Source organism: Nocardioides sp. NPDC127503, from assembly GCF_040302165.1.
Classification (GTDB): domain Bacteria; phylum Actinomycetota; class Actinomycetes; order Propionibacteriales; family Nocardioidaceae; genus Nocardioides.
Window position 1 is genome coordinate 188,836 of sequence record NZ_JBEORH010000010.1, and the last position, 24,320, is coordinate 213,155.

The 24,320-nt window shown below is 68.6% G+C and carries 26 protein-coding genes, 1 other RNA gene and 1 riboswitch; of the genes, 6 read left to right on the plus strand and 21 right to left on the minus strand.

All coding sequences use genetic code 11. The features are described 5' to 3' along the window. Positions 1–16: 16 nt before the first annotated feature. Positions 17–583: a YqgE/AlgH family protein gene (locus tag ABTW65_RS22260; protein ID WP_350664136.1), complete on the minus strand. Its 567-nt coding sequence runs from the start codon at positions 581–583 to the stop codon at positions 17–19. Between the two features lie 176 nt (positions 584–759). Further along, on the minus strand, positions 760–1,290 hold the full coding sequence (locus ABTW65_RS22265) for a hypothetical protein (protein ID WP_350664138.1): 531 nt from the start codon (positions 1,288–1,290) through the stop codon (positions 760–762). A 125-nt stretch (positions 1,291–1,415) separates the two neighbouring features. Here ABTW65_RS22265 and ABTW65_RS22270 point away from each other — a divergent pair, with 125 nt between their 5' ends. Next, positions 1,416–2,105 (plus strand): TetR/AcrR family transcriptional regulator, encoded by a 690-nt coding sequence (locus tag ABTW65_RS22270; protein ID WP_350664140.1) that lies wholly within the window; start codon positions 1,416–1,418, stop codon positions 2,103–2,105. A gap of 20 nt (positions 2,106–2,125) precedes the next feature. On the opposite strand, the gene ABTW65_RS22275 is transcribed toward ABTW65_RS22270, so the two are convergent. From ABTW65_RS22275 to ftsE, 13 genes are all read right to left on the minus strand, one after another. Next, a complete protein-coding gene (locus ABTW65_RS22275) occupies positions 2,126–3,166 on the minus strand; it encodes a DUF3048 domain-containing protein (protein WP_350664142.1) in 1,041 nt (346 codons plus the stop codon). 99 nt (positions 3,167–3,265) lie between these two features. Then, positions 3,266–4,033: an SDR family NAD(P)-dependent oxidoreductase gene (locus ABTW65_RS22280; protein WP_350664145.1), complete on the minus strand. Its 768-nt coding sequence runs from the start codon at positions 4,031–4,033 to the stop codon at positions 3,266–3,268. 90 nt (positions 4,034–4,123) lie between these two features. Continuing rightward, positions 4,124–5,275, minus strand: a complete 1,152-nt coding sequence (locus ABTW65_RS22285) for a glycerophosphodiester phosphodiesterase (protein ID WP_350664147.1) — start codon at positions 5,273–5,275, stop codon at positions 4,124–4,126. 76 nt (positions 5,276–5,351) lie between these two features. Then, positions 5,352–6,263, minus strand: a complete 912-nt coding sequence (locus tag ABTW65_RS22290) for a glycerophosphodiester phosphodiesterase (protein WP_350664149.1) — start codon at positions 6,261–6,263, stop codon at positions 5,352–5,354. 114 nt (positions 6,264–6,377) lie between these two features. Then, entirely contained in the window at positions 6,378–6,785 is a 408-nt protein-coding gene (locus tag ABTW65_RS22295; protein WP_350664151.1) for an HIT family protein, read from the minus strand. Next, entirely contained in the window at positions 6,782–7,609 is an 828-nt protein-coding gene (locus ABTW65_RS22300; protein ID WP_350664153.1) for a hypothetical protein, read from the minus strand. The genes ABTW65_RS22295 and ABTW65_RS22300 overlap by 4 nt, the downstream gene beginning before the upstream one ends. 37 nt (positions 7,610–7,646) lie before the next feature. Continuing rightward, positions 7,647–8,528 (minus strand): phenylalanine 4-monooxygenase, encoded by an 882-nt coding sequence (locus ABTW65_RS22305; protein ID WP_350664155.1) that lies wholly within the window; start codon positions 8,526–8,528, stop codon positions 7,647–7,649. 233 nt (positions 8,529–8,761) lie between these two features. Continuing rightward, positions 8,762–9,132: a transfer-messenger RNA gene (gene ssrA / locus ABTW65_RS22310) on the minus strand. A 94-nt stretch (positions 9,133–9,226) separates the two neighbouring features. Beyond that, on the minus strand, positions 9,227–9,706 hold the full coding sequence (smpB, locus tag ABTW65_RS22315) for an SsrA-binding protein SmpB (RefSeq protein ID WP_350664157.1): 480 nt from the start codon (positions 9,704–9,706) through the stop codon (positions 9,227–9,229). Positions 9,707–9,772: 66 nt separating this feature from the next. Next, on the minus strand, positions 9,773–11,044 hold the full coding sequence (locus ABTW65_RS22320) for a peptidoglycan DD-metalloendopeptidase family protein (RefSeq protein WP_350664159.1): 1,272 nt from the start codon (positions 11,042–11,044) through the stop codon (positions 9,773–9,775). Between the two features lie 75 nt (positions 11,045–11,119). Further along, positions 11,120–12,385: a murein hydrolase activator EnvC family protein gene (locus ABTW65_RS22325; protein WP_350664161.1), complete on the minus strand. Its 1,266-nt coding sequence runs from the start codon at positions 12,383–12,385 to the stop codon at positions 11,120–11,122. A gap of 23 nt (positions 12,386–12,408) precedes the next feature. Further along, positions 12,409–13,317 carry a permease-like cell division protein FtsX gene (ftsX, locus tag ABTW65_RS22330; RefSeq protein ID WP_350664163.1) on the minus strand — a complete coding sequence of 303 codons (909 nt, stop codon included), beginning with the start codon at positions 13,315–13,317 and terminating at the stop codon, positions 12,409–12,411. Positions 13,318–13,378: 61 nt separating this feature from the next. Then, on the minus strand, positions 13,379–14,068 hold the full coding sequence (ftsE, locus tag ABTW65_RS22335; protein WP_008358693.1) for a cell division ATP-binding protein FtsE: 690 nt from the start codon (positions 14,066–14,068) through the stop codon (positions 13,379–13,381). A gap of 74 nt (positions 14,069–14,142) precedes the next feature. Between ftsE and ABTW65_RS22340 the strand changes: the two genes are divergently transcribed. Next, positions 14,143–14,760: a hypothetical protein gene (locus ABTW65_RS22340; RefSeq protein ID WP_350664166.1), complete on the plus strand. Its 618-nt coding sequence runs from the start codon at positions 14,143–14,145 to the stop codon at positions 14,758–14,760. A 100-nt stretch (positions 14,761–14,860) separates the two neighbouring features. On the opposite strand, the gene ABTW65_RS22345 is transcribed toward ABTW65_RS22340, so the two are convergent. From ABTW65_RS22345 to ABTW65_RS22370, 6 genes are all read right to left on the minus strand, one after another. Beyond that, positions 14,861–15,646 carry an alpha/beta fold hydrolase gene (locus ABTW65_RS22345; protein ID WP_350664168.1) on the minus strand — a complete coding sequence of 262 codons (786 nt, stop codon included), beginning with the start codon at positions 15,644–15,646 and terminating at the stop codon, positions 14,861–14,863. A gap of 4 nt (positions 15,647–15,650) precedes the next feature. Continuing rightward, positions 15,651–16,769, minus strand: a complete 1,119-nt coding sequence (prfB, locus tag ABTW65_RS22350; RefSeq protein ID WP_350664170.1) for a peptide chain release factor 2 — start codon at positions 16,767–16,769, stop codon at positions 15,651–15,653. Positions 16,770–16,891: 122 nt separating this feature from the next. After that, positions 16,892–17,704, minus strand: a complete 813-nt coding sequence (locus tag ABTW65_RS22355; RefSeq protein ID WP_350664172.1) for a C40 family peptidase — start codon at positions 17,702–17,704, stop codon at positions 16,892–16,894. Between the two features lie 2 nt (positions 17,705–17,706). Further along, a riboswitch (cyclic di-AMP (ydaO/yuaA leader) is annotated at positions 17,707–17,869 on the minus strand. Positions 17,870–18,097: 228 nt separating this feature from the next. Continuing rightward, positions 18,098–18,778 carry a response regulator transcription factor gene (locus tag ABTW65_RS22360; RefSeq protein ID WP_176884042.1) on the minus strand — a complete coding sequence of 227 codons (681 nt, stop codon included), beginning with the start codon at positions 18,776–18,778 and terminating at the stop codon, positions 18,098–18,100. A gap of 14 nt (positions 18,779–18,792) precedes the next feature. Further along, positions 18,793–19,710, minus strand: a complete 918-nt coding sequence (gene ligD / locus ABTW65_RS22365; RefSeq protein WP_350664176.1) for a non-homologous end-joining DNA ligase — start codon at positions 19,708–19,710, stop codon at positions 18,793–18,795. Further along, positions 19,710–20,678 (minus strand): ATP-dependent DNA ligase, encoded by a 969-nt coding sequence (locus ABTW65_RS22370; protein ID WP_350664178.1) that lies wholly within the window; start codon positions 20,676–20,678, stop codon positions 19,710–19,712. The genes ligD and ABTW65_RS22370 overlap by 1 nt, the downstream gene beginning before the upstream one ends. A gap of 153 nt (positions 20,679–20,831) precedes the next feature. Here ABTW65_RS22370 and ku point away from each other — a divergent pair, with 153 nt between their 5' ends. The 4 genes from ku (at position 20,832) to ABTW65_RS22390 (ending at position 24,290) form a co-directional block, all read left to right on the plus strand. After that, positions 20,832–21,674 (plus strand): non-homologous end joining protein Ku, encoded by an 843-nt coding sequence (gene ku, locus ABTW65_RS22375; protein ID WP_350664180.1) that lies wholly within the window; start codon positions 20,832–20,834, stop codon positions 21,672–21,674. Positions 21,675–21,785: 111 nt separating this feature from the next. Then, complete coding sequence (locus ABTW65_RS22380; protein WP_350664182.1) at positions 21,786–22,145, plus strand: YciI family protein; 360 nt, start codon at positions 21,786–21,788, stop codon at positions 22,143–22,145. After that, a complete protein-coding gene (locus ABTW65_RS22385) occupies positions 22,142–23,416 on the plus strand; it encodes an RNA polymerase sigma factor (RefSeq protein WP_350664184.1) in 1,275 nt (424 codons plus the stop codon). Before ABTW65_RS22380 ends, ABTW65_RS22385 begins: the two co-directional genes overlap by 4 nt. 55 nt (positions 23,417–23,471) lie before the next feature. Continuing rightward, positions 23,472–24,290 carry an alpha/beta fold hydrolase gene (locus ABTW65_RS22390; RefSeq protein WP_350664186.1) on the plus strand — a complete coding sequence of 273 codons (819 nt, stop codon included), beginning with the start codon at positions 23,472–23,474 and terminating at the stop codon, positions 24,288–24,290. Positions 24,291–24,320: the final 30 nt, after the last annotated feature.

The window sequence follows — 24,320 nt, forward strand, 5'->3', positions numbered from 1 at the left end:
CCAGTCTACTGGTCTTCTAGTTGAGTTCCGGATCGGGCGGTCGCGTGGCGTGGAAGGCCAGCTCACCGGGCTGCCGACGGAGCACCGCAGCCCACATCGAGCTCACGTCGTCGAGGAAGGAGTCGTACGGCTCGCTGTCGACGACATACCAGGACCCCTCGTCCACCTCGCCCTGGAGCTGGGCGGCGCCCCAGCCGGCGTATCCGGCGAAGATGCGCAGCCGCGACAGGGTGCCGTCGACCAGCTCGACAGGCGTGTCGAGGTCGAGCAGCCCGAGCCGCCCGACCACGGGCCGGAAGCCCAGCGGCGGGTCCTCTGCGTCGACCAGGAGCGCGACGGCGATCGCGGCGTCCTTGCTCACCGGGCCGCCCTGGAAGAGGACGTCGGGATCGGCGACGGAGGTCGCCCATGGATGCAGCACCTCGGCGACCGGCACGGGCGAGGGACGGTTCAGCACCACGCCCAGCGCTCCGTCGTCGTTGACCTCGATCAGGAGCACCACGGTGTCGACGAAGTTGGGGTCGCGAAGCTCCGGGGTGGCTACCAGCAGCCGCCCGGCGCGTACGTCCTTCTGCTCCGTCATGACGCCATGATCGCATCACCTGGGTCACGTCAGCCGCAACAAGAAACCAACAAAGCCCGCCGATCGGAACGAGACAGGAAAAGGCCCCGGGGCCGGCACTTAGGGAGGTGCGGAGGGAGTCCGCGGGAGGGAGCGCACCGGCGCCCGGGGCCTTGGTTCAGACGGCCGTCAGCAGGTCAGGCTGCCGAGCGGACCGCTCGGAACATGTCGACGAGGCCGGCGAAGGGCCCGCGCTCGACGACCTCGACGGCCGGCACGTACTCGGCACGAGCACGCGCCTCGATCATCGAGCCGAGACGTACGCACTCGGCGTCGGCGAACGCGCCGCGGCCGGCCATGACCGCGAGGGTCAGGTGCTCCTTGGTCTGCGACTTGGCCAGCGCGGTGGCCATCGCCTCGTCGACAGGAAGGGCGTGGTAGCGGTCGAGGACCGTGCGGATGCCGGGCAGGTCGTCGGCAGCGCCGTGCCACGCTCGGACGACGGCGTCCTCGAGGTCCATCGGCTGGTTGGCGAGCTCGGTCTCGATGCGGCCCGACAGGCGGGTGTGCCAGCGCAACTGCAGGGCGGCGAGCAGGTCGAGCTCGTCGGTGAAGGTTTCGGTGACGCCGGGAAGATCCATGGGCAGCAGACCGTCTCGACGCTCGTCGATGACGGCGACCACGCCGCGGAGGATCTCCCCGCGCTTGTGATGGCTGGTCCAGCTCATTTGTCGGCTCCTTGCGGAAGGTGAGCACTCACATACCGTGAGTACGTACCTATAGTATTGGACATACCGACGGTATGGCCAACACCTGGGACGGTGATTCCGAACACGGCCGTTAGAGTGGACGAGTGGCAAAGTCGTCCGTGAGCAAGCTCGTCCCCAAGGTTCCTCCGCTTCCGTCGGTGCCGGGGATGTCACGACGACAGCAGTTCTCCGCCTCGACCAAGAAGACGCTCGTCGAGGTCGCCGAGCGGCTTTTCACCGAGCACGGCTACGCGAGCACCTCGCTGGACGCCATCGTGGCCGGGGCCGAGGTCACCAAGGGCGCGCTCTACCACCACTTCAGCGGCAAGCAGGCGCTCTACGAGGTCGTCTTCGAGAAGGTCGAGGCCGCCACCGCGCAGAGCATCGACGCCGCCATGCGCGAGACGAAGGATCCCTGGGAGCAGGCCCGCGCCGGGCTGCGTACGTTCCTGGAGGCCGTCCAGCAGCCCACCTACCGCCGCATCGTCGTGCAGGAGGGGCCGGCGGTCCTCGGCTACCAGCGCTACCGCGAGCAGGAGGAGCGCTCCACCTTCACCGTCGTCGAGGACATCGTGGCCGCCGTCCTGCGGGCCGGTGACCGGACCGTCGACGACGAGATGGTCGCGACCTTCGCCCGGCTCTTCTTCGGAGCGATGTCGGCGGCCGGCGAGTCCGTCACCGAGGCCAGCGACCCCGAGGACGCGGCCGAGCGCATCGAGCTGGCCGTGACCTACCTGCTCACCGGGGTCCAGACCCTGGCCAAGCAGGGCGTCAAGGTCGAGGACATGCGCTAAGAGATCGCCAACTCTGGGCCCTACTTGACGATCACGCCACCGGGCTCGACCTGGCCGTTGCCCTTCGGGATCAGGTCCAGCCAGACTTTGCCCGGCGGGATCTCGATCGCGGCGCCGCTGGCGTCGGTGAACGTCACCGCACCCTTCTCGCCCTTCTTCACCCAGGTCGCCTCGACGATCTGGCCGGCGCGCAGGATCCACGCCTTGCCCCTGCCCGTGAAGTGGGAGACCGGCACGATCGCGCCGCCCGGGTCCTTGTAGGGGGCGATGGTGGTCTTGGTCTGCGCGACCACGACGGTGTCGGCGAGGAACTGGCCGCTCTTGGACATGTAGTTGTTCTGCAGGCGGTACTTGCCGCCCTTGAAGACCCAGTTGTCCGTGCGCGCCTGGGAGAACTTCACGTCGACGGCCTTGGCGGGCTTGCCACCGGTCAGCTTGGTGGTCGCATCGCCCCAGGGCATGAAGTCGCCGGGACGCTTGGCCTTGCCGTCCTTCGCGGCCGCGTTGCCGGCCTTCGCGACCTTGCCGACCACGCTGTGCAGGAAGTCGTGGGGCTTGCTGGTGTCGCGTACGACGTAGGGGGTGGACATGTCGATCCACGAGATGTCGTGCTTCTTCAGCTGCGCGAAGGTGTACGGGGCCGCGCCGCTGGTCAGGATCTTGGCATCGATCGGCGCCGCGATCCCGGCGTCGGTCGCCCGCATGGAGCGGACCGGACCGGCCTCCTTGGGAAGCTGGGAGTAGTACGCGACGGCCAACCGGGTCACGCCACCCTCGACCAGCTCCTGGACGACCATGTCGGCCTTGGCGAGACCGTACTGCGGGTCGCTGGCCGCGGTGTTGTCGATCTTGACGATGTAGGCGGGGTGCTTGCGCGCGGCGGTCTGCCCCTCGGGCAGCTCGACGCCCGTCAGCGGCTCGTGGTCGGGCTCAGCGGGCGCGGACGGCGACGGCTTCGCATCCGACGACTCCTCCGAGGAGCCACAGCCGGTCAAGACCAGACCCGCGGCGGCCAGCGTCGCCGCTGCTCGCAGGAAGAACCCCGGGCGGGACGTACGCATCATCAATCTCCATCTGCATCGGCTCAGTACCAAGACGAGTGACAGACGGTAATCGTTGCGCTCAACGGGCCCGCGCCCGGGGTTCTCTTCTTCGAAAGCTCAGGCGACCGTGGCACCGCCATCTACGTACAGGGTCTGGCCGGTGATGTAGGAGGCCTCGTCGCTGGCCAGGAAGGCCGCGGCGGCAGCGATGTCGGCGGGCTCGCCGACGCGCTTGACCGGGTTGGCGTCGGCCGAGAGCTTGCGGAAGTCGTCCACGTCGAGCCCGAGGCGGGCCGCGGTCTGGTCGGTCATCTCGGTGGCGATGAACCCCGGCGCGATGGCGTTCACGTTGACGCCGAACGGGCCGAGCTCGAGCGCGAGGGTGCGGGTGAAGCCCTGCACACCCATCTTGGCGGCCGAGTAGTTGGCCTGGCCGCGGTTGCCCAGGGCCGAGGTGGAGGAGACGTTGATGATCTTGCCGTACTTCTGCTTCACGAAGACCGCCTGCGCGGCCTTCGACATCAGGAAGTGGCCCTTGAGGTGGACGTTCATGACCAGGTCCCAGTCGTCCTCGGTCATCTTGAAGAGCAGGTTGTCGCGGGTGATGCCGGCGTTGTTCATCAGAATGTGCAGGCCGCCGAGCTCCTCCACGATGCGAGCGACCGCGGCCTCGGTGTCCTCGGCCTTGGCGACGTTGGCGCCGATGCCGACCGACTTGGCACCCTCGACCAGCGGAAGCTTGGCGGCAGCCTCAGCGGCGGCGGCCTCGTCGAGGTCGATGATCGCGACCGAGGCACCCTCCTCGGCGAAACGCGTGGCGACTCCGAAACCGATCCCGCGCGCTGCACCGGTGATGACTGCGACGCGTCCGTCGAAACGACCCATGACTCAAACTCCTTTGGTTGTGACGAGGCCCACGAACACGTGCGGCCCCCGCCGACAATAGCGAGGGCCGTACGTATCGTGTTCAGGGGTCTACTGCTTGGTAACCCATGCGTCGCGCGCGGCCACACCCAGGTCGGGGTGGTCGGTGAAGAACGCGTCGACACCGGCGTCGAGGTAGGGACCGACCTCGCAGCCCAGATCACCGATCGCGATCGGGTCGGTGCCGATGCGGCACTCCGCGGGCAGGTACTTGTTCTCGGCGCGCATGGTCCAGATGACGGTCGGCAGCCCGATGCGCTCGGCGCGGTCGGCGAGATCGGTGGGCTCGCCCAGGGTGCTGTCGGCGTTGCGCGGGATGAAGTAGAATTTGTACGGCGCCACCTGGTCGGCGTACCTCTTGATGCTTCGCAGGCCCCTGTTGGTGACCAGGTAGTCGTTGGTCACGCCGGTTCCGGCCACGACCTGGTCGTACGGCGCCCCGCCGAAGTCGATCAGCTGCACCAGCGGAGTGTCGACCATGCGGTTGAGGTCCTTGAGGTTGCTGACCTCGAAGGACTGGATGACCGCCGCGGCGCGCTTGCCGCCGAGGCCGTGGTTCTTGAGGCTCTTCGCGAGCGGCTCCTCCAGCGAGAGACCGATGGAGTCGAAGTACGTCGGGTGCTTGGTCTCCGGGGCGACGCCGATGGTGCGGCCGGTCTCGGCCTCCTTGGCATCGACCAGGTCGAGCACCTCATCGAGGGTCGGCACCTCGAAGAGGCCGTTGTACGCGGTGTTGGCCGGGCGGTCGCCCGGGATGCGCTCCTTGGCGCGCAGCGTCTTCAGCTCGGCGAGGGTGAAGTCCTCGGTGAACCAGCCGGTCAGCGCGTTGCCGTCGATGGTCTTGGTCGTCTTCCGAGCCGCGAACTCGGGGTGGTCGGCGACGTCGGTCGTGCCGGAGATCTCGTTCTCGTGGCGGGCCACGAGCACGCCGTCCTTGGTCGAGACCACGTCGGGCTCGATGAAGTCGGCACCCTGCTGGATGGCCAGGTCGTACGCCGCCAGGGTGTGCTCGGGCCGGTAGCCGGAGGCACCGCGGTGACCGAAGACGATCGGGTCGGCCTGCTTGTGCTTGGCCGCCTGAACGGCGGTCGTGGTGGTGGCCGTCGCGGAGGCGGGGTGCGAGACCAGAACGGTCCCGGCGGCGAGCGCCGCGGCGGCGGCAAGCGCGAGAGTACGCATGCGAGTGGGGTTCAGCGTGGTCATGCCCCGATCACACCGGCCCCGGGAGTCTCTGGGGCCGGTGTGCGGTGAACGCGACGTGACGATCTGCCGAAACGACTCAAGCGGCGTCGCCCAAGTCCGGGGAAGGCGTACGCCGCCCAGCGATCACTTCGCGGAGCACGTCGGGGTTGTTGGTGATGATGCCGGCGACACCACGGTCCAGGACGGCGCTCATCGTGGCGGCGTCATTGACCGTCCAGGAGTGGATGTGCATGCCGAGCGCGTGCACCCGGGCGACGTAGCCCGCGTCGAAGGAGCCGAAGTGCGGGTTGATCTGGTCGGCCCAGGTGTAGCTGTCCAGATCGGCGTAGGCCGGGGTGCCGAGCAGGCCGACCGGCATCTCGGGCTGGACGCTCTTGTAGGTCTTCATCGAGCCGAAGTCGAAGCTCTGCACGGCGAGGCGGCCGGCGGCGACCGCGGCGGCCACGTAGCCGGGGAAGGAGTCGAACTCGGCCGCGACCTTCTTCTCGATCCCCGGGTAGAGCGCCGGCGACTTGAGCTCCATCAGGATCCCTGACCGCGTCGGCCGCACCTGCTCGACCATCTCCTTCAGCGTCGGCACCGGCTCGCCGGCGTACCTCTCGCTGAACCAGGAGCCGGCGTCCAGCGTCTTGATCTCGGCGAGGGTGAAGTCCTTGACGTTCCACGGCGAGCGGCCGGGGAAGCGCTGCTCGACGTCGGTGGTGCGCGACAGGGTCGTGTCGTGCATCAGCACGAGCTCGCCGTCCTTGGTGGCCTGCACGTCCGACTCGATCCAGTCGGCCCGCTGCTCGATGCCGACCGCGAACGCCGCGAGGGTGTTCTCCGGCGCGTACGCGCTCGCCCCACGGTGGGCGGTGACGGTGATGTCGTCGGCCCGGTTGGCCTCGACGGCGTTGACCGCCACCGGAACGATCATCGTGCCTGCTGCCAGCGCGACGCCGGCCAGTGCTGAGGTGAAGGTTTTGGACGCGACGGACGACAGCGACATTGCGCACTCCCGGGATCAGTGGACAACAACTGATCTCGAGTGAATCGGCCCTCCCCGACCTCGTCCCGACCTCTTGATGGCCGAAGCCGTACGCCTCGGTGAACTCGGCCCCGATCAGCCGAGCACGGCGCGGAGCCGGTCGGCGTACTCCTTCTGCTCGCCGTCCTTGTATTTGTGGCGGGGCCAGAAGAAGCCCTTGAGGCCGTCGCCGCGGGTGCGGGGGACGACGTGCAGGTGGAGGTGCGGGACGGACTGGCTGACGACGTTGTTGACCGCCACGAAGCTGCCCTGGGCGCCGAGCCCGTCCACGACCGCGGCGGCCAGGCGCTGGGCGTTGACGACGAATCGTTCGTGCAGGTCAGGCGGGAGATCGAGCAGCGTGGCGAGATGCTGTCTGGGCACCATCAGGATGTGGCCCTTCTGCACCGGCCGATGGTCGAGGAAGGCCAGGAAGCTCTCGTCCTCGAAGACCACCTCGGCCGCCAGGTCACCGGCGACGACGTCGCAGAAGACACAGCTCACGACTCGTCGCCCCACGACAGCGTCGCGACCACGAGGTCGACGGTCGGCAGGGCCACGTCGGCGAGGTCGGGGTGCGGGAAGGAGTAGATCAGCCGCGACTCGTAGAGGCGGTCGGGCGAGGCCACCCACCGCTCCCCCACCGTCGTGGTCTCGGCCTGCAACGGGTGCCGCACCATGCCGAACGGAGCCGGCCGGCTCAGCGCGACCGCCAGCCCGGCCGGGCGCCGCCCGACCCGCTGCAGCCAGAAGGCCAGGAACGCCGCGCCCTGCTCGGCGGCCGCGTTCTTGGCGGCGGTCATCCACTGCGCCCAGTCTGGCTGCTCGACCCTGGACCGCTGCACCTTCGGGAGGACCTTGGCGGCCAGGTCGGCGAGCTGGTAGTCACGTACGTCCTCGTCGGACATGTCCACGACGTACCACTCCTGCGCCTTCGGCAGCCGCAGGTCGACGTGCGGCTTGGGGCCGATCGCCTTGAGCACGTCCTTGATGCCCGCCCGGAACCGGTTCGGCCCGGCCGGGTCGAAGGTGACGTACGCGATCTCCTCGATGTTGGCGGTGAGGAACTCGCGCAGGCCGTCGGCGTTGCGCAGCTGCGCGCGCCGGCGGGTGTCCTCGGCGAGGAACGTCTCCAGCGCCTCCTGGGAGGAGAAGAGCATCGCCTCGTACGGTGGCCGGTTGCCGCGATCCCCGGGAAAGACCCTGATCCGGGCCTCGTCGAGCTGGGGAACGACAACCTGCCCCGTACGCAGCGCAGCACCGACCGCGTCGGCGTCGGCGGCGGCGAGCGCCGCCTCCAGCGCGCGGTTTCGGTAGCTGTCGATCATCATCCGAGGCTAACGCCTCGGAAGCGGTCGATTCGGCCTAGACGGCGCCGAGACGCTGTGGCGTGTCGTCGTCGCAGGTCGCGAAGAAGTTGCCGACCTCGTCGACCATGTGGCTGAACGACTCCGCCGCGAAGAGCACCGGCTGGTAGTGGGTGATGTCGTAGTCGACCGTCGCCATCTGGGCGAAGTCGATCGGACGCACCTCCACCTCATGCATCTCCTCGATCTCGCCGTAGGACGAGAGCAGCCCGGCCCCGTAGGCCTTCAGGTCGCCGTCCTCGCGGAGCACGCCGAACTCGATGGTGAACCAGAAGACGTCGGCCACGACCTGGAGCGCCTCCCTGGTCTCGACGCGACGCGCGGCGGCGCCGGCGAGACGCTTGACCTCGGCGACCTGCGGGTCGGCGAGGAGGTTCCCGTGGCCGATCACCTCGTGGATGATGTCGGGCTCCGGGGTGTAGAGCGGCACGGCGTGGTGACGCAGGTACTGCGTCGAGTGGAACTGCCCGTCGGCCAGGCTCCCGTAGAATTCCTCCAGCGGGACGATCCCCGCGGCGGGGACGTACTCGAAGCCCGTCAGCGGCTTCAGGCCGGCGCTCACCTCGTCGAGCTGTGGCACCCGGTCCTGCGGGAGGTTGAGAGCCTCCACGGCCGCGATGTAGTTGCGGCAGGCGTACTTCGCGTGCAGCGGTGCGATCTCCCGGCACACCGTCCGCCAGATCTCGTTCTCCGTCTCGGTGTAGTCGATCCGTGGCACTGGCTGCCCCGGCTTCCAACCCAGCGCCGCGGCAGCGATCTCGCTCCGCCGTGCCCGGTAGTCCTGGTCTGCGAACCCGGGGTGGTTGTCCCCCAGATGCACCTCGACCTGCCCATCCTCGCCCACGGTGACGGGTGAGTAGAGCTGTCCTTCCTCGAACATCCTTACCTCCATGTGACGTACGCCTCACAACCCTATCGCGCACGCAAGAGAAGTCATCCCGCCAGGGAGATGAACAACCGGAAGTCTTCCGACAGACGCGACCAGGCAGAAACACCAGCCACGCCGAGTCAAGGGGGTGCGGGGGCGAAGCCCCCGCCGCGACGCGGAGCGTCGCATATGAATAACAAACCGACGTGGCCCGCGCGAAGCGCGGGCACACGTCGGCCAAAGGTTTGTGGAGCTGCGGGGAATCGAACCCCGGTCCTCGAGCGCCGTGCCAGGTCTTCTCCGGGTGCAGTCTGTGGGTGGCGTTCTCTCATCCCCGGGGCTCGACGCAGACACGTCCCCGACAGGCTCAGCCGACTAGATGTCCCTCATGCCCCGTCGGCATGTGCATGAGGTGAGTCTTCTAGATGACGCCTGGGTCCGAGCCGAAGACGGATACTCGGTCAGACGCTTCGATCACCGCGTCAGGCGGCGAGAGCGAAGGAACTGCGCTTAGAGTCGGCAGTTATTGGTTTCCAGCGATCGTTTACGAGATGACGCTGGCTCCTCGACCCGCTTCCCCTGGGAGCAACGTCCCAAGTCGAAACCGATCAGCCCCTTTTGAGTTATCAACGCCTGCAACCAGGCAACAGGACAACACTACAGTCCCCCGCGAACATTCCCCACTCGGTTATCTCCCGGCAGGAAACCCGTCAGCCCGTCATGCCCTTGAGCTTGCGGCCGACCTCGACCTCGGCCTCCCGCTTGGCAGTACGCTCGGCGATGGTGTTGCGCTTGTCCCACGACTTCTTGCCCTTGGCGACGCCGATCTCGACCTTGGCGCGGCCGTTGAGGAAGTAGAGGGCAAGGGGGACGACGGTGAGTCCCTTCTCGGAGACCTTGCGCTCGATCTTGTCGATCTCGGCCCGGTGCAGGAGCAGCTTGCGCTTGCGTCGGGCGGCGTGGTTGGTCCAGGTGCCGTTCAGATACTCCGGGATGTGGATCCCGTGGATCCAGGCCTCGCCACGGTCGATGTCGATGAAGCCGTCGACCAGGGAGGCGCGACCCTCACGCAGCGACTTCACCTCGGTGCCCTGCAAGACCATGCCGGCCTCGTAGGTGTCCTCGATGTGGTAGTCGTGTCGCGCCTTCTTGTTCTGCGCGATCATCTTGCGCCCCTGCTCCTTCGCCATTCCTCCATTCTCTCAGGCGCAGGGTCATGACCGCGAAACGTTTAGGCCCCCCAGTTGCACAACCAGCTACAGACCAAGCAGCGGCATCGGGTCGATGATCTCGCCGTCCCGGAGGATCATGAAGTGCAGATGGCACCCGGTGGACCAGCCGGTCGTCCCGGCGAGCCCGATGACATCGCCGCGGCCGACCGTGTCGTCGACGTCGCTGCGGTACGCCTCGAGGTGGTTGTAGACGGCCGTGTAGGAGTGCCCGTTGATCTTGCCGAGGAAGAGATGCAGGCGGTTTCCGTACGCGTCGTTCCACTCCTGCGCGATGACCGTGCCCGACTCGGCGGCACGCAGCGGCGTGCCACAGGGGGCGTGCAGGTCGACGCCGTCGTGCAGCTTGTACTCCCCGGTGGTCGGGTGCGTGCGCATCCCGTAGGGCGAGGTGACGTACGAGTCCGCGACCGGCATCGCCAACATGCCCACGAGCGTGTCGACGGTCCGGTTCTGCGCGCCCTCGGCGAGGGCGGCGATCTTCTCCTTGAGCGCGGCATCCTGCTTCTCGAGCTCGGCGAGGACCTTGCGGTCCTCCTCGGCCAGCTCGGCGGCCTTCGTCCTGGCGGCCGCGGTCCGTGTCACCAGGGCGGCGATCTCGTCGCGGGCCTCGGCCGCGCGAGCCCGGAGTCGCTTGACCTCGGCGACCTTCTGGGCGGCGGTCCTCTCGGTGGCCGCCACGACCGCGGTGGCCCTGCGCTGGCCGCGTTCGCGGCGGGCGACCAGCCGCTCCCCGGCTCGCAGCCGCTCTAGGGTGCTGGCCTTCGAGGAGGTCACGGCGTCGGTGTAGTTGCGCCGCCGCATCAGCTCCTCCAGCGTCGCACCCTCGATCAGCGCCGAGAACTCCTGGAGCCGCGGGTCGCCGACGGCGGTGAACTCCTCCAGGATCGTGTCGCGCAGGTCCTCCTGGGACTCGGTCGCCCGCTTCCGCGCGGTGCGCAGGTCCGTACGCGCGGCCTCGAGCACGGCTCGCTGCCGCTCCAGGGACGCCTCGGCACGTCGATGCGCGCGGGAGGACGCCCGCAGGCGTACGTCGGTCTTCTTCAGCCGGGAGCGGGCCCCGGCCAGCTTCTTCTGGGCGGTGGCCAGGGCCGTCGTGGCTCGCTGCAGAGCGTCGCTGGAGTGCTCGACGGCGTGCTGGGCCGCCTCCTTCTCCTTCTCGATCTGCTCCTGCTGGTCCTCGAGCGAGTCGTCGGCTCGAGCGAGCGGGGTGATCAGCGTCCCGGCGAGCACGCTGCCGATGAGCAGCGCGAGCAGGGGACGGCTCAGACGGATGGCGCCGAGTCGCGCGGGGTGCAAAGCATTGCCTCCGGTGGCAGTGGGGGGTGACCGGACGAGCAGGAGACGATACCCCCCAGGGCTCAGCAGCCGAATTCAGCCCAGCAGCGGTGCCGGGTCGACCGGAGTGCCGTCGCGCAGGATCGTGAAGTGCAGGTGGCAGCCCGTGGACCAGCCGGTGGTCCCTGCGTACGCCACGGTCTCACCGCGCCCGACGCTCCCTGAGCTCTTCGCGTAGCTCGAGATGTGGTTGTAGACGGCGGTGTAGGAGTGCCCGTTGACCTTGCCGAGATACAGGTGCAGGCGGTTGCCCCACACGCTGGAGTACGAGGTCGAGATGATCTGCCCCGAGTCGACGGCGAGCAGCGGGCGGCCGCAGGGCGCGGAGAAGTCGGTGCCGTTGTGCAGCGAGACGTAGCCGTAGATCGGGTGCTTGCGGATCCCGTAGGGCGAGGTGACGTAGGTGTCGGTCACCGGCGGCCCGAAGAGCCCGCCGACCGATCCGACGTTGCGATCAGAGCCGGAGCCCGCCGAGGCGAGCGACCGGATCTTCGTACGCAGCGCCGACTCCTCGGACTCGAGCTTGCGCAGCTCGGCGGCGTCGGCCGCCCTGGCCGCCTCGGCCGACTGCTTCGCGGTGGCTGCCTGGTCGGCGAGCGTGGACATCTCGGCGTGGGCCGCGGCGGCCTGGTCCCGGAGCGAGTCGACCTCGGCAACCAACTCCCGGGCCTTCTTCTCCTTGGCCGCGATCGCGTCGGTCGCCTCCTGCACCTCGCCCTCGCGGACGACGAGCATCGTCTCGGTCGCCTCCATCCGCTGGAGGGTGGCGTCCTGGCCGGCGGAAGCCGCATCGACGTACGTCTGCTGGCGCATCAGGTCCTCGAGGGAGCCTCCGGAGAGCAGTGCCGCCGCTTGGGCGAGCTGCGGGTCTCCCCCGGTGAACCGGGTCAGGATCGCGTCGCGCATCTCCTCGCGCTGGGCCTTCACCTCGGCCTGGCCCTCGGCGAGCTCCCGCTTCGCCTCGGCGAGCAGCAGCTTCTGCTCGGCGAGCTCGGCCTCGAGCTTGGTGTGAGCGGCCTGCACCTCGACGAGCTTGGCGTTGAGCTCATCGAGACGGGTCTGGGCCTGGTCGAGCTTCTTCCGTGCCGCGGCGTACGTCGCCGATGCCTTGCGCAGGCCGGCGCTGGAGTGCTCGAGATCCTCGGCGGCGGCCTTCTGGTCCTGCTGGACCTCCCGCTGCTCCTGCTCGAGGCGGTCCTTCTCGTCGGCGGAGGAGGGAAGGGTGGGCGAGAGCAGCACGGCAGCCACCACCGCGCAACAGAGCACAGTGGCGAGCGAACCGGCACGGGGGAAGACGTGCACGGCTCGACGGTAGGGGATCCGGGTCAGACCTTGATGTATTTGCGGGTGAGCAGGAGTGTCGGGACGAGCGTCAGCAGGATGCCGAGGATCGCGACGATCGCGAAGGAGCTGAAGAACTCCTCCCAGCCGACCCACTGGGTCACCGCGGTGGACGAGAGCCGCTGCTCGACGCCGAAGTACATCACCGCGGCCAGCGCGATGCCGGACAGCCCGATCCCGACCAGGGCGACCACGAGCGACTCCAGGAGGAACGGCAGCGCGATGTAGAGGGTCGAGGCGCCGACCAGTCGCATGATCCCGATCTCACGGCGGCGGGCGAAGGCTGCCAGCCGGATGGTGTTGGCGACCAGCAGCAGGGCCGCGATGACCAGCACGATCGCGCCGACCAGCGCCGCGCTCTGCAGTCCGTCGACGGCGGCGAGGATGGGCCCGGTGACCTCGTGGACGTCGCCGACGTGGTCGATGCCGTCCAGACCGGCGACCGCCTCGATGATCTCGGCGGAGTGGTGCGGGTCGGTCATCGTGACCCAGTAGGACTCCCACATGTCGCTGGACTTGACCACCGGGTCGGGACCGCTGACGCCTTCGACGTCGAGAGCCTGCAGCCGCTCGTAAGCCTGCTCCTGGCTCTCCTCCTCGATCTTGTCGACGTACCTGTTGTCGTCGAGAGCGGCGGTGATGACCTTCTTCTGGCTGTCGTCGACGGCGCCGGCGCACTGCGGGTTGCGGTCGTTGGCGCCGTTGCACATGTAGAAGGTGATCTGCAGCTCGTCGCCCCAGACCTCCTCGGTCAGCTGGGCCTGCTCACGCAGCAGCAGGCCGACGCCGGCGAGGGTCAGCGAGACGAGCAGCGTCAGGGCCACCGCGACGTGCATCGACAGGTTGCGGCGTAGCCCCTGGCGGAGCTCGGTGAATACATAGCGCAGCTGCATGGCGGGTCGAGGAACCTTTTCTGGGTTGTAGAACCTGGTCGAAGGTGAGGGGGTCCGGGGCTCAGAACTGAGCGCCGTAGCCGCCCTGGACCTGGTCGCGTACGAGGTGGCCGTGCTCGAGCTCGATGACGCGCTTGCGCATCTGGTCGACCATCTGGACGTCGTGGGTCGCCATCACGATCGTGGTGCCGGACCGGTTGATGCGGTCGAGCAGGCGCATGATGCCGACGGTGTTGCCGGGGTCGAGGTTTCCGGTCGGCTCGTCGGCGATCAGGATCATCGGCCGGTTGATGAAGGCGCGGGCGACGGCCACGCGCTGCTGCTCACCACCGGAGAGCTCGTCGGGCATCCGGTCGCCCTTGCCGTCGAGGCCGACCAGCTCGAGCGTCTCCGGGACGCGCTCCCGGATCTCGCGGTTGGAGTGGCCGGTCACCTGCATCGCGAAGGCGACGTTCTCGGCGACGTTCTTGTTGGCCAGGAGGCGGAAGTCCTGGAAGATCGTGCCGACCTGGCGGCGCAGCCGCGGCACCTTCCAGCCGGCGAGCCGGTTGATCTCCTTACCGGCGACGTAGACCCGGCCGGTGGTCGGGCGCTGCTCGCGCAGCATCAGCTTGAGCGCCGTCGACTTCCCCGAGCCGGATTGGCCCACGAGGAAGACGAACTCCCCCTTCTGGATGTCGATCGAAAGGCTGTTGAGGGCGGGGCGCGCCTGCCCTGGGTAGGCCTTGCTGACCTTCTCGAAGCGGATCACCGCACCGAGGGTAGTGCAATGGTGGTGGGCTCAGCACTTCGGCTCTGAGATACCTGCCCCTGTACTCTGACGGCGTGCGCTCTGCAGTCCGGATCCTCATCGGTGCCGTAGTCCTCACCGCGATCGCGGTCGGGGTCGGCGTACTCACCCTGAAAGACGACGAGCCCGAGGTCGCCGAGGTGAAGGGCGACCTGAGCACCACGGACACCACCAAGATGCACGTACGCCGCGGCGCGTTCTGCGACCGCGTTCCGTCCGAGGACGCGACCGAGGCCCTCGGCGGTGCCGCTGCCGAGAAGAAGGCCTACGGCGACGGCGACCAGACCGCCATCTCGGGCGAGGTCAACGACGTATCGCAGGAGTACGGCTGCATCTGGACCGGACCGGAGGACTCGGCCACCTCGGCCCGGGCCTGGGTCTTCGCCCCGCCGGTCACCCTGGACTGGGCCACTCAGATGACCAAGAGCGTGCCCAAGGGCTGCAAGGCCGCGTCGACCCCGGCGTACGGGAAGCCGTCGGTCGCCCTCACCTGCACCGACGCGAAGAAGCAGCCGAAGGTGGTCTACCGCGGCCTCTTCGGCGACGCCTGGCTCTCCTGCGAGCTCACCGGCAAGGCCGGCGAGGCGCCCGCGACGGTCCAGAAGCGCGCCTCCCGCTGGTGCCTGGTGACCCTGACCGCGGCTGCCGCCTGACGCCTGCGGGCCTCGATCGAGCCCAGGATCGGTGCGTCGTTTGCGCCAACCTAAAGTCTAGTGCTTTAATCGACTTAGTCGCTCGGGCCGGGTAGGCACCTCACCGGGCGGCGCGCGCCGCCGCGGGCACTGAGTCAGAGCAGAGCCGGTCGGCGAGAGCGGGTGGGGTCCTTAGGGATGGGGATCCCACCCGCGACGCGAGCCAGGCCAGGACGGTTTCGGCGAACTCGCCGGGCTGGTTGCGGTGCACGAAGTGACCGACGTCGAAGTGGACGAGATCGGCCTCCGGAATCCGCTGCGCGACCTTCTCCAGGTCCGACCGCGGGATGTGGCTGTTGCCGCCACCGGCCACGAGCAGGGTTGGCATCGGCAGCAGCTCGAGCTGCTCCCACATCCACGCGTCGTACATCGTCGCCTCGACCAGCAGGGACGCGATGCACTCCCAGTCGTGCGGCATCGGCTTGGCCGGGCGCCCGGGCCGCCTGCGCTCGCGCGGCGCGGGTGGCACCACGTCCTCGATGATCAGCCGGGAGACCAGGTCGGGCCGGTGCATCGCGACCAGGAGGGCGACGTTGCCGCCGGTCGAATGCCCGACGATCACGGCGCCCGAGATCCCGAGCGCGTCCATCGCCACGATGACGTCGTCGGCGATGAGCCGGTGGGAGTACTCCGAAGCCCAGTCCGAGTCCCCGTGTCCACGCATGTCGAAGGCATGCACCCGGTGGTCAGCGGCGAACTGCGGCACGACCCCCTGCCACCGCTTCGCACTGCCTCCGAGCTCGTGCAACAGCACCATCGGCACCCCGTCCTCAGGGCCGTAGGCGTCGTAGACGTACGCCGCCCCGCGGCCCGGGAGTGGAAGCCTGGTGCGCGTCAGCGCATCCATCAGGTCAGTTCTGTTCGGCCTTCTCGGCGCCGCGGCGCCACCGGATGCCGGCCTCGAGGAACCCGTCGATGTCCCCGTCGAAGACCGCCTGCGGGTTGCCGACCTCGTAGGTCGTACGCAGGTCCTTGACGATCTGGTAGGGGTTGAGGACGTAGTTGCGCATCTGGTCGCCCCAGGACGCGGCGACGTCGCCCTTGAGCTCCTTGAGCTGCGCCTCCTCCTCGGCCTTCTTCAGCGCGAGCAGCTTGGCCTTGAGGACGATCATCGCGGCGGCCTTGTTCTGCAGTTGCGACTTCTCGTTCTGGCAGGAGACCACGGTGCCGGTGGGGATGTGGGTCAGCCGGACCGCCGAGTCGGTGGTGTTGACCGACTGGCCACCGGGACCCGAGGAGCGGTAGACGTCGACCTTGATGTCGTTCTCGTCGAGGTCGATCTCGTCGGTCTGCTCCAGCACGGGCACGACCTCGACCGCCGCGAAGGAGGTCTGGCGGCGGCCCTGGTTGTCGAAGGGGCTGATCCGCACCAGGCGGTGGGTGCCGGCCTCGACGGAGAGGGTGCCGTAGGCGTAGGGGGCGTGGATCGCGAAGGTGGCGGACTTGAGCCCGGCCTCTTCGGCGTAGGAGGTGTCGAAGACCTCGACCGGGTACTTGTTGCGCTCGGCCCAGCGGACGTACATCCGCATCAGCATCTCGGCGAAGTCGGCGGCGTCGACGCCACCGGCGCCGGAGCGGATCGTGACGACGGCCTCGCGGGAGTCGTACTCCCCCGAGAGCAGCGTGCGGATCTCGAGGCTCTCGACCAGCTTCTTCACCCGGCGAAGCTCGGCCTCGGATTCGGCGAGCGAGTCGGCGTCGCCCTCCTCCTGGGCCATCTCGACCATCAGGCCGAGGTCCTCGATGCGGGTGTGGAGCTCGGTGAACTTGTTGAGCTCGCCCTGCAGCAGGGAGAGGCGGCCGGTGACGCGGGTGGCGTTGTCCTGATCGTCCCAGAGGTCGGGCGCGGCGACCTGCTCGCCGAGGTCGGCGATCTCCTTGCGCATCGCGTCCAGGTCCAGCACCTGGCCGATGGTCTGCATCGTTGCCTGGAGCTGCTTGATCTCGGTGTCGAATTCGGGGCCTGCCACGTCTTACAGGTTACTTGACGCGTGGTGCCGTACCCGATTCGCGGACCCTCAAATATGCGCTCGCCCTCCGGTAGGGGAACCGGAGGGCGAGCGCCAGGGGGATATATGGGTCCCGAGAAGCCTCAGGCCTGGTGGGTCGAGCCGGCGAACCAGCCGTCCCAGGCAGCCTCTTCACGAACGGCCGAGCCCGGCTTGGGGGCGTGCAGCATGATCGCCTGACCATTCTCCCAGCGCAGGAAGATGCCCACGTGGTAGACCGGGCTGCCCCAGAACATCAGGTCGCCGCGCTGGATCTGGTCGTTCGGGACCGTCGGCAGCGCTGCGGCCTGGTCCCGCGAGACCCGGGGAAGCTCGATGCCGGCGGCGCTGAAGGCGTACTGCGTCAGGCCGGAGCAGTCGAACGAGCTCGGGCCGGTGGCACCCCAGACGTACGGGTCACCGATCTGCTCCGAGGCGACGCTGATCGCGCGCTCGATCTTGCCCTCCTGGCTCGCGGCGAAGGCCTTCGCCTCTGCTTCGGCCTTCTTCTTCGCTTCCGCTGCCTTCTTGGCGGCGATCGCTGCCTTGCGCTTCGCCTCGGCCGCCTTGCGGGCTGCCTCGGCCTTACGCTCCTGCACCTCGACAGCCCTCTCGAGCTGCTTGATGTCGGTGAGCATCGCGGTGGGGGTGGCCGAGGCCTCCAGGGTCGGAGCCTCCACCACCTTGGCCGACTCAGTGGTCGACTCGAGGCTGGCCTCGTGGGAGACCGGGGCGGCGTTGGCGGCGGGCACTGCCACCAGGGCACCGGCGGCGATGCCGCTGGCAAGGGTGATGCGGCCGATGAGCTTGCCGTGGCCGCTGAGCGATCCTGCGATCGACCGGGCGATCGAGACGTTCGGCGACCGGAACGGGCGCGGCGCGCCTCGATGGGCTGGGTTGGATACGGACTTGGACATGCGTGAGTTCCTTCCCACGCCTGCGAGGTGAGCTGTCGGGTTCGGGCTAGAAGGTTGCCCGGCCATCATTGCGATGGCTTCACCCCAAGCGACCGTCCGAGTTAGTCGCGTGGAACTTGGGTCCCCCGCTCCTGTCCCATACGTACTGCTGAGTGTGAGGGTAAAGGGGGTTCAGTAGTAGGGGCCGGCTTCCGGAGGGACAGGATTCGGCGTGTACCCGGGGCCGGTCGTGCGTTCTGCACGGCTCATCCAAGGTGACATGCGATCTGGAACGGATCCAATCCCGAATGCCCGAATCCGGAGCACAAACGGCGTGTTCACGCGTGACTTTGCCGTCGTTTGTGAGTCATCTCACCGAGTGAACACGTGTCTGACGCCGTGTCGAACTTGCGTTTACTCCGCTGCTTCGAGTCGGAAACCGACTCCGCGGACCGCGACGACCTTCTCCTGGACACCGGCCGCCTCGAGCTTCTGGCGAAGGCGTCCGACGGTGACGTCGAGCGTCTTGGTCGAGCCGTACCAGTTCTCGTCCCAGACCTCGGCCATCAGCCGGTCGCGGGAGACGACCTTGTCGCGGGAAGCGGCCAGGACGGCCAGGAGCGCGAACTCCTTGCCGGTCAGGGTGACCTCACGCTCGCCGGCGTAGACCCGGTGGGCAGCGACGTCGATGCGCAGGGCGTCGTCGTCGGCGCCGGGCTCGACCGGACCCGAGCGGCGCAGGAGGGCGCGGACCCGCGCCTGGAGGACGGCCAGCGCGAACGGCTTGGCCAGGTAGTCGTCGGCACCGGCGTCGAGGCCGACGACCAGGTCGATCTCGGCGTCACGGGCGGTGAGGATCATGATCCCGCCCTCGTAGCCGTTGTCGCGGGCGGCCTTGCAGACCTCGAGGCCGTCCATGTCCGGAAGGCCGAGGTCGAGCAGCACCAGCTCGGCGTCGTACGGAGGTGCCAGGAGCTCCAGCGCCTTCTTGCCGGAGTCGACCCAGGTGACGTCATAGCCCTCACGCTGGAGCGTGCGCACCAGGGGAGCAGCGATGTCCTCTTGGTCTTCTACGACAAGCACGGAGTTCGACATGAAGAGAACAATAGTTACAGCCCCGTAGGGCTTGTGAAGAGATCCCCCCTTTCAGATAAGCGCGTGATCACATCGTTAGGTCCCAGCTGGTCGATACCGAGCGGATCCTCGGCCCCTTCGGAGACCTCGTCCCAGGTCACCGGGGCCGCGACCGTCGGGGTCGCTTTGCCCCGCAGCGAGTAGGGACAGATCGTCGTCTTCGATCCCGAGTTCTGCGACCAATCCAGGAAAACCTTGCCTGACCTGCGGCTTTTGGTCATCGTCGCGGTGACCTTGCGCGGGTGGGCATTCTGAAGCTCCTCGGCGATCTCCTTGGCCAGCGCGGTGGCGACGTCCGGCTCGACGGGCTCCGGCAGGGCGGCGTACAGGTGGACGCCCTTGCTTCCGCTGAGCACCGGGGTCGCGGCGAGGTCACGGGCACCGAGCGCTTCCCGCACGAGCAGCGCCACCTCGCAGCACTCCTGCAGACCGGCCGGCTCGCCGGGGTCGAGGTCGATCACGATCCGGTTCGCACCGGCCGGGGTGCCGTCGGTGCCGACCGTCCACTGGTGGACGTGCAGCTCCAGCGCGGAGAGGTTCGCGGCCCAGGTGAGGGCGGCGAGGCTGTCGAGGATCGGAAAGGTGAGTGTTCCCTCCCTGTGGTCGGCGGTTCGGGATCCCGTTGTCGGAACGATGACGGTGCGGACCCAGCTGGGTGTGCCTGCCGGTGCGTTCTTCTCGAAGAACGACATGTCGCCGATGCCGTGCGGCCAGCGGATCCTCGTCACGGCCCGGTCCTGGAGCTGCGGCAGGAGCGCCGGCGCGACCTGGGCGTAGTAGTTGAGCACCTCGCCCTTCGTCATGCCCGTGCGTGGATAGAGCACCTTGCTGAGGCTGGTCAGGGTCAGGACCCTGCCGTCGACCTCGACGCGTACCTCTTCTCGTTCGACCATCACAGATCCTCCGGTGAGACGTCGTCCCTGATGCCGATGAAGCTCGGCTGCCGCAGCCGGCCCTTGTAGCTCGCCGCCGCGACGGCGGTGCCGTGGGTCTCCACCTCGACGACGAGGAGCGGCTCGACCCAGTGGGTGCCGCGGGCATCCAGCGACGGCACTCCTCCGTCGGGGTCCACGTCGGGTCCGGCGAAGGGGTTCCGGCCGGTCTCGCGGAGCCGCTCCCCGAGCCGCTGGGCCCGCTTGCCGGTGATGCCGCTACCGACCCGCCCGCGGTAGATCAGCCCGTCAGGCGTCGGCTGCCCGACGAGCAGGGCGCCGAGGCGCTCGGTGCCGCCCTCCGTGCCGACCTCGGGTCGCCAGCCGCCGACCACCAGCGAGGCCCGGTAGCGGTGGGCCAGCTTGATCCAGTCCTTACTCCGCTCCCCCGGCCGGTAGCGGCTGCGGCGCCGCTTGGACACGATCCCCTCCAGCCCCTGCGCCCGCGTCACCTCGTGGATCATCCGGCCGTCCTCGTACGTCGCAGGCACCTGCCAGGAGCCCAGGTCCCCGTCCGCGTGGACGGCCTCGAGGATCTTGCGGCGCTCCGCCCAGGTCTCCTCGATGAGCAGCCGCCCGTCGAGACGGAGGAGATCGAAGACCATGTACGTCGCGGGAATCCGCTCCGCGAACCGCGCCGCCCGACCGACGTCGCGATTGTGCATCCTGTCCATCAGCACCCGGAAGTCGGGCAACCCGGCCTCGTTGAGCGCGATCACCTCGCCGTCCACGAGCACGTCCCGCGCCGGGCCGGTCGCGATCTCGGGCCAGGCAGGCGTCGCGTCGTTGTCGTTGCGTGTGGTCAGCCGGGTCTGCGTACGTCCTTCCGGGCTGTCGCCGAGGAGCCGGATCCCGTCCCACTTGACCTCATGGACCCACTCCTCTCCCGGAGGAACGTGGGCGCCAGGCGTGGCGAGCATGGGACGCATGCGTCCATCTTGCCTCTACGAAGTCGTCGCGCCGGGCAGATCTGGACCGTGCATTCCTTTCGCTCGCCGTGTGACGCATGTGGTTAAGGGGTACCGAGAAAGCGGAATCCGGCAGATACTGGGCAAGTCGTTGCCATTGCGGAGGGAGTCACCATGCGTGCGATCTGGAAGGGCGCGGTCTCGTTCGGGCTGGTCAGCGTGCCCGTGAAGCTCTATTCGGCGACGGAGTCCCACGACGTCTCCTTCCGTCAGGTGCACCAGGCCGACGGTGGCCGGATCCGCTATCAGCGGATCTGTTCGATCGACGGCGAGGAGGTGCCCTACTCCGAGATCGCGAAGGGCTATGAGACCGAGGACGGCGAGATGGTCGTGCTCACCGACGACGACTTCGCCAACCTGCCGACGACGTCCTCGCGCGAGATCGCGGTGGAGAAGTTCGTGCCGAGCGACCAGATCGACCCGATGCTCTTCGAGAAGAGCTACTACCTGGAGCCGGAGAACACCGGGGTCAAGCCCTACGCGCTGCTGCGTCAGGCCCTGCTCGAGGCCGACCGGGTCGCGCTGGTGACCGTCGCGCTGCGGCAGCGCACCACGGTCGCGGCGCTGCGGGTGCGGCCGACCGACAACGGCGACGTGATCGTGCTGCAGACGATGATGTGGCCCGACGAGATCCGGGTACCCGACTTCAAGGTCGAGGCCGGCGAGATCAAGGACTCCGAGATCAAGATGGCCAACATGCTCGTCGAGACGCTCGCGGGCGACTTCCATCCCGAGGAGTTCTCCGACGACTACGCCGGCGCCGTCGAGGAGATGGTGAAGGCCAAGATCGAGGGCGGCGAGGTCGAGCGGACCCCCACCTCCACCAAGACCTCCGGCGAGGTCGTCGATCTGCTCGCGGCCCTGCAGCGCTCCGTCGCCGACGCGAAGAAGTCGCGTGGCGAGGAGGTCCCCGATGAGGCCGAGGAGAACAAGAAGAAGAAGCCGAAGGCGTCCTAGGGCAACACGTACCCAAATCTCTGGTGCCGGCGTGTCGAAAGCGGCAGGCTCTTCTCGACGCGTAGGCGACGACGCGCAACGGACGCGACGCCGACACGCAAGGAGAAGCCGATGCGCTACATGATGTTCGTGAAGATGGACCCCGAGGCCGGGCCGCCCCCGGCCGCGCTGATCGAGGCGGTGGAGGCCGAGATCAAGCAGCAGTACGCCGACGGCATCCTGCTCGACGCCGACGGACTCGGTCCCGCCGTGGAGATCCGGCTGACCGCCGGGGAGGTGACCCACATCGACGGGCCCTTCGCCGAGGCCAAGGAGGTCGCTGGCGGGTTCTCGCTCTTCGAGGTCCGCTCACCCGACGAGGCCATCGAGCTCGGTCGCCGGATGATCCAGCTCCACGAGGAGCTGTGGCCGGGGCAGGACGTGGCCGTGGAGATGCGGCCGCTGTTCGGTCCGCCGACCCCGGCTGAATGAGCTCGCCCACCGAAGACGCGATCGTCGCGGTCTGGCGCAACGAGTCCGTACGCCTCCTCGCCGGTCTGGCGCGGATGACGCACGACCTCGACCTGGCCGAGGACCTCGCCCAGGATGCCCTCGTCGCGGCGCTGGAGCAGTGGCCGCACGAGGGCATCCCTCGCAATCCCGGGGCGTGGCTGATGTCGATCGCGAAGCGGCGCGCGATCGACGGGTTCCGCCGTGACGAGGTGCTGCGCCGCAAGGTCGCCCTGCTGGGCCACGAACTGGAGGAGGGTGAGATGCCTGACCTGGCTGCCGCGGTCGACCACATCGAGGACGATGTGCTGCGCCTGATGTTCCTCTCCTGCCATCCGGTGCTGGCGCCCGACTCCCGCACGGTGCTGACGCTGCGGCTGGTGGGCGGGCTGACGACCGCCGAGATCGCGCGGGCCTACTTCGCCAAGGAGTCGGCCGTCGGACAGCGGATCTCGCGGGCGAAGCGCACCCTGGCCGAGGTCGGGGCGTCGTTCGAGCTGCCCACCGGCGAGGAGCGGACGGCACGGCTGCGCGACGTGATGCAGACGATCTACCTGGTCTTCAACGAGGGCTACGCAGCGACGTCGGGGCCCTCGTGGACCCGGCCCGAGCTGTGCCTGGAGGGGATGCGGCTGGCCCGGATGCTGGCCGCGCACGCCCCGGCCGATCCCGACGCGCAGGCGCTGCAGGGGTTGCTGGAGATCCAGGGGTCACGGCTCGCGGCCCGCGCGGACGCCGAGGGTCACCCGGTGCTGCTCGAGGACCAGGACCGGACCCGCTGGGACCAGCTGCTGCTGCGGCGCGGTCTGGCCGCGGTCGACCGGGCCACGGCGCTCGCCTCCTCCGGCACCCCCGGCGGGAGCTATCTGGTGCAGGCGATGATCGCCGCGTGCCACGGCCGCGCCCGGCAGGCCGAGGACACCGACTGGGCCGAGATCGCGCGGCTCTACGACATGCTCGCGACCGGCGTCCCGGGCGCGGTCATCGAGGTCAACCGGGCGGTGGCGCACGGGCGGGCCTTCGGTCCCGATGCCGGGCTGGCCATCCTGGCGGCCCTCCCTGAGGGAGCGCTTCCGGGGTCACATCTACCTGCTGGCGTACGTGGTGACCTGCTGCACCGCGCCGGGCGGCACCTCGAGGCCGCGGCGGCGTTCGACGAGGCGGCCTCGTTGACCACCAACGCCGGCGAGCAGGAACTTCTCGAGAAACGTGCGGCCGCGTGTCGAAGCGATGAGGTCTCGTCCGACGCGTAAGTATCAACCGGGTCATCTCGACAGGCTCGACCACCGCTGGATCAGGAGCAATGCCATGACCACCAAGACCACCACCTCCGCCGACGGCTCGACCATCGCCTATGAGGTCACCGGCTCGGGACCGGCGCTCGTGCTTGTCGACGGAGCTCTCTGCTACCGCGAGATGGGTCCGTCGAAGGACCTCGCGGCGGCGCTGTCGGACAACTTCACCGTCTACCGCTACGACCGCCGAGGGCGCGGCGAGAGCACCATCGCCAAACCGGCCACGCCAGGAACGGCGGAAGCCGTCGAGCAGGAGGTCGCCGACCTGGGGGCCGTGATCGAGGCCGCGGGCGGTCATGCCTACTTGCTCGGTCAGAGCTCGGGTGCCGCGCTGGCGCTGGAGGCGGCGCGCGCGGAGCTTTCGATCGACGCGATCCTCGCCTACGAGGCCCCGTTCATCCTCGACGACACCCGTGAGCCCAATGACGCCGACCTCGGCGACAGGGTCGAGAAGCTGGCCGAGAGCGGCCGCCGGGCCGCGGCCGTCGAACTGTTCCTGCGGACCGTCGGGATGCCATGGGTCGCGGTCAAGGTCATGCGGCTGACACCGGCGTTCAAGAAGCTGACGGCTGTCGCGCACACTCTGCCGTACGACTTCTCCATCGTGCTGCCCTTCGAGCAGGGTCTGCCGCTTCCGCGGGACTACTACGAGCGCGTGAAGGTGCCGGTGCTGAACGTGGCAGGGAGCAAGAGCCCGACCTACATGACCAACGCCCAGCAGGCCATCTCCAAGGCCGTTCCCGACGGCCGCTACGTCGTCCTGGACGGGCAGAACCACATGGTCAAGGCCGACGCCCTGGCTCCAGTGGCCACGGAGTTCTTCACCGCCTGACCGACCCCGCCGGAGGGCGGCCTATCCTGG

Bases quoted from the DNA above. Each gene is read 5' to 3' on its own strand.
- ABTW65_RS22260 (WP_350664136.1), bottom strand. From the start codon at position 583: ATGACGGAGCAGAAGGACGTACGCGCCGGGCGGCTGCTGGTAGCCACC.
- ABTW65_RS22265 (WP_350664138.1), bottom strand. From the start codon at position 1,290: ATGAGCTGGACCAGCCATCACAAGCGCGGGGAGATCCTCCGCGGCGTG.
- ABTW65_RS22275 (WP_350664142.1), bottom strand. From the start codon at position 3,166: ATGCGTACGTCCCGCCCGGGGTTCTTCCTGCGAGCAGCGGCGACGCTG.
- ABTW65_RS22280 (WP_350664145.1), bottom strand. From the start codon at position 4,033: ATGGGTCGTTTCGACGGACGCGTCGCAGTCATCACCGGTGCAGCGCGC.
- ABTW65_RS22285 (WP_350664147.1), bottom strand. From the start codon at position 5,275: ATGACCACGCTGAACCCCACTCGCATGCGTACTCTCGCGCTTGCCGCC.
- ABTW65_RS22290 (WP_350664149.1), bottom strand. From the start codon at position 6,263: ATGTCGCTGTCGTCCGTCGCGTCCAAAACCTTCACCTCAGCACTGGCC.
- ABTW65_RS22300 (WP_350664153.1), bottom strand. From the start codon at position 7,609: ATGATCGACAGCTACCGAAACCGCGCGCTGGAGGCGGCGCTCGCCGCC.
- ABTW65_RS22305 (WP_350664155.1), bottom strand. From the start codon at position 8,528: ATGTTCGAGGAAGGACAGCTCTACTCACCCGTCACCGTGGGCGAGGAT.
- smpB (WP_350664157.1), bottom strand. From the start codon at position 9,706: ATGGCGAAGGAGCAGGGGCGCAAGATGATCGCGCAGAACAAGAAGGCG.
- ftsX (WP_350664163.1), bottom strand. From the start codon at position 13,317: ATGCAGCTGCGCTATGTATTCACCGAGCTCCGCCAGGGGCTACGCCGC.
- ABTW65_RS22345 (WP_350664168.1), bottom strand. From the start codon at position 15,646: ATGGATGCGCTGACGCGCACCAGGCTTCCACTCCCGGGCCGCGGGGCG.
- ABTW65_RS22355 (WP_350664172.1), bottom strand. From the start codon at position 17,704: ATGTCCAAGTCCGTATCCAACCCAGCCCATCGAGGCGCGCCGCGCCCG.
- ABTW65_RS22360 (WP_176884042.1), bottom strand. From the start codon at position 18,778: ATGTCGAACTCCGTGCTTGTCGTAGAAGACCAAGAGGACATCGCTGCT.
- ligD (WP_350664176.1), bottom strand. From the start codon at position 19,710: ATGGTCGAACGAGAAGAGGTACGCGTCGAGGTCGACGGCAGGGTCCTG.
- ABTW65_RS22370 (WP_350664178.1), bottom strand. From the start codon at position 20,678: ATGCGTCCCATGCTCGCCACGCCTGGCGCCCACGTTCCTCCGGGAGAG.
- ku (WP_350664180.1), top strand. From the start codon at position 20,832: ATGCGTGCGATCTGGAAGGGCGCGGTCTCGTTCGGGCTGGTCAGCGTG.
- ABTW65_RS22380 (WP_350664182.1), top strand. From the start codon at position 21,786: ATGCGCTACATGATGTTCGTGAAGATGGACCCCGAGGCCGGGCCGCCC.
- ABTW65_RS22385 (WP_350664184.1), top strand. From the start codon at position 22,142: ATGAGCTCGCCCACCGAAGACGCGATCGTCGCGGTCTGGCGCAACGAG.
- ABTW65_RS22390 (WP_350664186.1), top strand. From the start codon at position 23,472: ATGACCACCAAGACCACCACCTCCGCCGACGGCTCGACCATCGCCTAT.